We start from the raw sequence: 7,070 nt of genomic DNA on the forward strand, positions 1-7,070 counted from the left end.
CCGTACTCGCCACCCACCCCCCACCCCTGATGCATCGCAGTGGCGAAGGCGCCGGCGATGCGGTGTTCGCCGCTGGCGTTGGGGTGCGTGCCGTCGTAGGTGTCGCGGTCGATGTCCCAGCCGGGCGGCGTGGAGGCGAGGAGCAGAGGGGAACGGGGTTCGTCGAGGTCGGCGACCGCCTTGGCGAGGAGTTCGTTGAAACGGGCGACCTGCGCCGCGAAGGGCTCGTCGTTCAGTGCGCGTACGTTCGGTATGACCGGCAGCAGCACCATCCGCACGCGCGCGCGTGCCGCCCGCGCCTCGGTCACGAAGCGGCGTACGTTCTCCTCGGTCTGTTCGGCGTTCGTGTAGAAGCCGAGGTCGATCAGGCCGAGGGAAACCAGCAGCACGTCCGCGCGGTGCGTGCGCACGGCGTCGCCGATCAGGGGGGCCATGTGCAGCCAGCCCTCGCCCCAGCCGGCGAGGTGGGCACGGGGGAAGTCCGGTTCGGCGTAGGCGTACGACACCGGGGCGCCCGCCTGCTGGTCGTACAGCTCCTCGCGCGGGCCGACCAGCGTGAACGGGCCGCCGTACGTCGCGCACAGGTGCTGCCACATGCGGTAACGCCATGTGTGTTCGCCCGTGCTGCCGATCGTCATGGAGTCACCGACGGGCATCAACCTGAGCATCCGCTCATCATGGGGGATCGGCGGAGGCCCCTCGCCAGCCGGGGGCTGTGAGACCCGCCACGCCCACGACCGTCGGCGTCGCGTGGCCCGAACCGGTGTTCGCGATGGCAGGCTTGGCGTATGCGCCGACCCTTCGCCCTGCTCTTGGCAGCCATCCTCCTGGGCGCCCTCGCCGCGCCCGCCGCGTACGCCGCCGACGGGGACGGCGGCAGCGACGGCTTCACGATCGAGGACCCGCGCATCACGGAGTCCAGCGGCCTGGCCGCCTCACGTCAGCATCCCGGCATCTTCTGGACGCACAACGACAGCGACGACGGCCCGTACCTGTACGCCGTGGACGGCGCCACCGGCCGTACCGTCGCCACGCTCACCCTGAAGGGCATCGGCTCCCCGCGCGACGTCGAGGCGATCTCCATCGGCCCGGACAACCGCATCTACGTCGGTGACATCGGCGACAACCTCGGCGGCAAATGGCCGTACGTGTGGATCTACGAGCTGCCCGAGCCGAAGCAGCTGAAGGACGCGACGGTGCGCGCCACGCAGTACATCGTGAAGTACTCCGACGGGCCGCGCGACGCCGAGTCCCTCGTCGTCCACCCGAAGACGGGTCGCGTGTACATCGTCGACAAGAACGAGGACGGCGGACACCTGTACGAGGGGCCCGCGACGCTGTCCCCCTCCGGCAGCAACGTGTTCCGGCCGGTCGCCACCGTCGACCTGTGGGCCACCGACGCCGCCTTCTCCCCGGACGGCCGTCAGCTCGCCGTACGCGGCTACTTGGGCGGCATCCTGTACGACTTCGACGGCGGCGAGCTGCGGAAGGTCGGGCGTCTCGACGTGCCGTTGCAGCGGCAGGGCGAGTCCGTCACGTACTCCGCCGACGGTTCGAAGCTCCTGTACGGCAGTGAGGGTGTCCAGAGCGAGGTCGTCGCCGAGGACGCGCCGGGGAGCGACGGCTCCGGCGGCTTAGGAGGGGGCGGGAACGGGTCGGCGTCGCAGGGGGGTTCCGGCGGCGCGGGCGGCTCCGGGACCGGGGACGGGGACGGGGTGAAGTACGGGGCGCTCGCGGTGGCCGTGGTGTGCGCGGCGCTGTTCGGGGTGCGCAGACTGTTCCGCCGGTCCTGACGCCAGGCGCACGCTCCAGGAGCACTCCGGGACTTCGAGACGGCACCTCACCCTCCCGGTTCACGGCCCCGGTTCACCTCCCCGCCTTCCTCCCCCTACCGCGCCGTAAGCCTTGACGATCTCCTGAGGTGCCAGTTTCCTGAGGGGTGCGCGGTGCATGGGAGCGCTCCCATCCGTTCCGGGGCCGCGCTACCCCGAGAGGACCCTGCGTCATGTTCCGCAGCATGCGAAGAGCGCTGTGCACGATGGCGGCGGCACTCCTGATCCCCCTGGCCGGCGCGCAGACGGCCGGCGCCCAGGCCGGTGGCGGAACCGCGACCGCCGCCGGCGACACCGCCGCTCCCGGTGCCGGATACTGGCACACGAGCGGACGGCAGATCCTGGACGAGGCCGGACAGCCGGTGCGGATCGCCGGGATCAACTGGTTCGGCTTCGAGACGTCCAATCACGTCGTCCACGGCCTGTGGTCCCGCGACTACAAGGGCATGATCGACCAGATCAAGTCGCTGGGCTACAACACCCTGCGCATCCCGTACAGCGACGACATCCTCAAGCCCGGCACCATGCCCGACAGCATCAACACCTCGTCCGGCATGAACGCCGATCTGGCGGGCCTCACCTCGCTCCAGGTGCTGGACAAGATCGTGGCGTACGCGGGCCGGGACGGCCTGAAGGTCATCCTCGACCGGCACCGGCCGGACTCCGGCGGGCAGAGCGCCCTCTGGTACACCGAGTCCGTCCCCGAGTCGACGTGGATCGCCAACCTCGAGACGCTCGCCGCCCGCTACGAGGGCCAGGACACGGTCATCGGCATCGACCTGCACAACGAGCCGCACGACCCGGCCTGCTGGGGCTGCGGCGACACGACGCGGGACTGGCGGCTGGCCGCCCAGCGCGCCGGGAACGCCGTCCTGTCCGTCAATCCCGACCTGCTCGTCTTCGTCGAGGGCGTGCAGACCGTCGACGGGGTCTCCGGCTGGTGGGGTGGCAACCTGATGGGCGTCGCGCAGTACCCGGTGCAGCTGGACGTGCCGAACCGGCTCGTGTACTCCGCGCACGACTACGCCACCAGCGTCGCCCAGCAGACCTGGTTCAGCGACCCGTCGTTCCCGGACAACATGCCCGGCGTCTGGGACAAGTACTGGGGCTACATCTTCAAGCAGAACATCGCGCCGGTGTGGATCGGCGAGTTCGGTACGACGCTACAGCCGGCGGTGGACCAGCAGTGGCTGGCCGCGCTGGTGAAGTACCTCCGCTCGACGTCGGAGAACGGCGCCGACTCCTTCCACTGGACGTACTGGTCGCTGAACCCCAACTCCGGTGACACCGGCGGCATCCTGAACGGCGACTGGACGACCGTCGACACCGTGAAGGACGGCTACCTGAAGAGCATCAAGGCACCGCTGTTCCCGAGCACCGGCGGCGGTGACGACGAAGGTGACGGCGGCGACGGGGGTGACGGCGGCGACGGCACGCGCGCGTGCAGTGCCACGTACACCGTCACCGACGACTGGGGCGGCGGCTTCAACGCCGAGGTGAAGGTGACCAATTCGGGGAACGTCGCCCTGTCGGGCTGGAAGGTGGCCTGGACCTTCACCGGAGACCAGAAGATCACCAATTCGTGGAACGCGACCGTGGCGCAGAGCGGTCAGTCGGTGACGGCGACGAACGCGGCCCACAACGGCACGCTGTCGCCCGGCGCCTCGGCGACGTTCGGCCTCGGCGGAGCGCCCGGGGGCGGTACGGCACCCGCGGTGACCTGCACGGCGGCGTGAAGGGGGAGACGTCGCTGAGGTAAGAGAGGGGCGCCCGGTTCGCACCGGGCGCCCTTCACCGTCGTAGCGGCTGACGTGTCACCGACGCCCGGACCGAACAGGTCGGACCGGCGAGGCCGGTGAGGCCGCGCCTTTCGGCTTTCCGGCTTTTCAGCGGCCCTACAGCTTTTCGATGACGTAGTCGATGCACTTGGTCAGCGCCTCGACGTCCGCCGGGTCGATCGCCGGGAACATGGCGATGCGGAGCTGGTTGCGGCCGAGCTTGCGGTAGGGCTCGGTGTCGACGATGCCGTTGGCGCGCAACACCTTGGCGACGGCGGCGGCGTCGATCTCGTCGGAGAAGTCGATCGTGCCGATGACCTGCGAGCGTTTGGCCGGGTCGGTGACGAACGGGGTCGCGTACTTGGCCTCCTCCGCCCAGGCGTACAGCCGGGTCGAGGAGTCCTTGGTGCGGGCGGTGGCCCAGTCGAGGCCGCCCTGGCCGTTGATCCACTCGAGCTGCTGGTTCAGCAGGAAGAGGGTGGCGAGGGCGGGGGTGTTGTACGTCTGGTTCTTACGGGAGTTGTCGATCGCCGTCGGCAGCGAGAAGAACTCGGGGACGTGGCGGCCGGAGGCGTGGACGCGTTCGGCGCGTTCGATCGCGGCGGGGGAGAAGACGCCGATCCACAGGCCGCCGTCGGAGGCGAAGGACTTCTGCGGGGCGAAGTAGTAGACGTCGGTCTCGGCGACGTCGACGGGCAGGCCGCCGGCGCCGGACGTGGCGTCGACGAGAACGAGGGCGCCCTCGTCGGCTCCGGCGACACGCTTGATGGGCATGGCGACACCGGTGGAGGTCTCGTTGTGCGTGAACGCGTACACGTCCACGCCCTCCTCGGCGGCCGGCTCGGGGTGGGTGCCCGGGTCGGCGGAGATGACGGTGGGCTCGGCGAGCCAGGGCGCGAGCTTGGCGGCCTTGGCGAACTTGGAGCTGAACTCGCCGAAGGTGAGGTGCTGCGACTTGTTCTCGATCAGGCCGTGGGTCGCGATGTCCCAGAACGCGGTGGAGCCGCCGTTGCCGAGGATGACCTCGTAGCCCTCGGGCAGCTTGAACAGCTCACGGATGCCCTCGCGGACCTGCCCGACCAGGTTCTTGACGGGGGCCTGTCGGTGGGAGGTGCCCAGGAGGGAGGTTCCGGTGGCGGCGAGGGCGTCCAGCGCCTCGGTCCGCACCTTGGAGGGACCCGCTCCGAAACGACCGTCGGCGGGCTTGATGTCAGCGGGAATCTGGATGTCGGCCACGAGTCGGAGGGTATCCGCTGGGCGAAACCGGACGGAAACGTGTCCGTCGGATGAGACGAACGTGCCGCGGACCGGACTCGTGAATTCGTACGACGATATGGCGGACGGCGGGAGGCTGTGGACAACCTTCGGTGACGGAGCGTGAGCGGATGCATGCTGGAGCCATGTCGGATCTGGAGCAGGCGCTGCGCAAGGCCGTCCGGGGTGACGTCGGCTTCGACGTGACCGCCCGGGCGCTGGTCACCATGGACGCCTCCAACCACCGCCGCGTCCCTCTCGGCGTGGTCGCCCCGCGTGACGCGGACGACGTGGCGGCGGCGCTGGAGGTGTGCCGCTCGCACGGCGTGCCGGTGGTGGCCCGCGGCGGGGGCACGTCGATCGCCGGGCAGGCGACCGGCACTGGCGTCGTCCTGGACTTCACCCGGCACATGAACCGGCTGGTGTCCCTGGACGCGGAGACGCGCACCGCGGTCGTCGAGCCCGGCCTCGTCCTGGACCGCTTGCAGGAGGCCGCCGCGCCGCACGGCCTGCGGTTCGGCCCGGACCCCTCCACGCACAGCCGGTGCACGCTCGGCGGAATGATCGGCAACAACTCCTGCGGCGCGCACTCGGTGGCCTGGGGCACCACCGCGGACAGTGTGCGCGGCCTGGACGTCCTCACCGCGCGCGGCGAGCGGCTGCGCCTGGGACGGGACTGGGCGGGCGCCCCGGAGGGCCTGCGCCCCCTCGTCGAGTCGGAGCTGGCGCGGCTGCGCACCGGCTTCCCGGACCTGCCGCGCCGTATCTCCGGCTATGCCCTGGACACGCTGCTGCCGGAGCGAGGCGCCGACGTGGCCCGCTCGTTCTGCGGCAGCGAGGGCACGCTGGGCGTGCTGACACGGGCGGAGCTGCGCCTGGTGGAGGCGCCGCGGGCGCGTGCGCTGGCGGTGCTGGGGTACGGCGATGAGGGCGCGGCGGCCGAGGCCACGGCCGGCCTGCTGCCGCTGGGGCCGCTGACGGCGGAGGGCATGGCGGCCGACCTGGTGCCGTCACCGGCCGGGCTGCCCCGCGGCGGGGCGTGGCTGTTCGTCGAGACCGGCGGGGACACCCCGGCGGAGGCGCGGGCGCACGCGGAGGCGATCGTGCGGGCCGCGGACGCGGTGGACGCGGCCGTCGTCACCGACCCGGCCGGGCAGCGGGCGCTGTGGCGGATCCGGGAGGACGCGGCGGGCACGGCCACCCGGATGCCGGACGGCATGGAGGCGTGGCCCGGCTGGGAGGACTGCGCGGTGCCGCCCGCCCGGCTCGGCGCCTATCTGCGGGAGTTCCGCGCCCTGCTCGCCGGGCACGGCCTGCGCGGCACGCCCTACGGCCACTTCGGGGACGGCTGCATCCACGTCCGAATCGACTTCGACCTGGTGAGCGCGGAGGGTGTGGCGCGTTACCGCCGCTTCTCCGAGGAGCTGGCCGACCTGGTGGTGGCGCACGGCGGCTCCCTGTCGGGGGAGCACGGCGACGGGCTGGCCCGCGCGGAGCTGCTGCCGAGGATGTACGGGCCCGAGCTGGTCGGCGTGTTCGAGCGGGCCAAGGCGGTCTGGGACCCGGACGACCTGCTCAATCCGGGTGTCCTGGTCCGCCCCGCGCCCTTCGACTCGCATCTGCGGTTCTCTGTCCTGCCGCGTGAGCCGGTGCCGGTGGAGTTCGGCTACCCGGCCGACGGCGGCGACTTCTCGGCGGCCGTCCGCCGCTGCGTCGGCGTCGCCAAGTGCCGTACGGCGACGGTGTCCGGGCCGGCCGTGATGTGCCCGTCGTTCCGGGCCACGGGGGAGGAGGAGTACTCCACGCGGGGACGCGCCCGCCTGCTGCACGAGATGCTCGCCGGCGAGCTGGTCACCGACGGCTGGCGGTCGCCGGAGGTGCGGGACGCGCTGGACCTTTGCCTGTCCTGCAAGGGCTGCCGCTCCGACTGTCCCGTCGGTGTGGACATGGCCACGTACAAGGCGGAGTTCCTGCACCACCACTACGCGGGCCGGCGCCGCCCCGCCGCCCACTACGCGATGGGCCGCCTGCCGCAGTGGCTCCGCTGGGTCTCCCGCACCCGCACGGCCGGGCTGCTGAACGCGCTCGCAGCGGTGCCACCGCTGGCCTGGGCGGCGAAACGCCTGACGGGTATCGCCCCGGAGCGGGCGATACCGCGGTTGGCGGCGGAGCCGTTCACGCGGTGGTGGGAGCGGCGGGGGAAGGC

The 7,070-nt window shown here is 71.7% G+C and carries 5 protein-coding genes; 3 read left to right on the plus strand and 2 right to left on the minus strand.

Translation table 11 applies throughout. The annotated features are described in order from the left end of the window. Positions 1 to 668, minus strand: a 668-nt coding sequence (locus MTQ10_RS25410; RefSeq protein ID WP_247472490.1) for a GDSL-type esterase/lipase family protein, incomplete at its 3' end; no start/stop codon positions are given. Positions 669 to 788: 120 nt separating this feature from the next. On the opposite strand from MTQ10_RS25410, the gene MTQ10_RS25415 reads away from it, so the two are divergent. Together MTQ10_RS25415 and MTQ10_RS25420 are read left to right on the plus strand one after the other, a co-directional pair. Further along, entirely contained in the window at positions 789 to 1,793 is a 1,005-nt protein-coding gene (locus MTQ10_RS25415) for a WD40 repeat domain-containing protein (RefSeq protein ID WP_247472491.1), read from the plus strand. Between the two features lie 212 nt (positions 1,794 to 2,005). Beyond that, the gene (locus MTQ10_RS25420; protein WP_247472492.1) at positions 2,006 to 3,568 is read left to right on the plus strand and encodes a cellulase family glycosylhydrolase; all 1,563 of its coding nucleotides are present in this window, start codon (positions 2,006 to 2,008) and stop codon (positions 3,566 to 3,568) included. A 159-nt stretch (positions 3,569 to 3,727) separates the two neighbouring features. Here MTQ10_RS25420 and serC read toward each other — a convergent pair whose 3' ends face one another. Next, entirely contained in the window at positions 3,728 to 4,846 is a 1,119-nt protein-coding gene (gene serC, locus MTQ10_RS25425; protein WP_247472493.1) for a phosphoserine transaminase, read from the minus strand. Between the two features lie 164 nt (positions 4,847 to 5,010). Between serC and MTQ10_RS25430 the strand changes: the two genes are divergently transcribed. After that, positions 5,011 to 7,070 (plus strand): FAD-binding and (Fe-S)-binding domain-containing protein (locus MTQ10_RS25430; RefSeq protein WP_247472494.1); only part of this gene is annotated, 2,060 nt, incomplete at its 3' end.

It is taken from the genome of Streptomyces sp. XM83C (assembly GCF_023072675.1).
Taxonomy (GTDB): Bacteria; Actinomycetota; Actinomycetes; order Streptomycetales; family Streptomycetaceae; genus Streptomyces; species Streptomyces thermocoprophilus.

Excerpts from the sequence above, each read along its gene's own strand:
- MTQ10_RS25415 (WP_247472491.1), top strand. The coding sequence starts at position 789 with ATGCGCCGACCCTTCGCCCTGCTCTTGGCAGCCATCCTCCTGGGCGCC.
- MTQ10_RS25420 (WP_247472492.1), top strand. The coding sequence starts at position 2,006 with ATGTTCCGCAGCATGCGAAGAGCGCTGTGCACGATGGCGGCGGCACTC.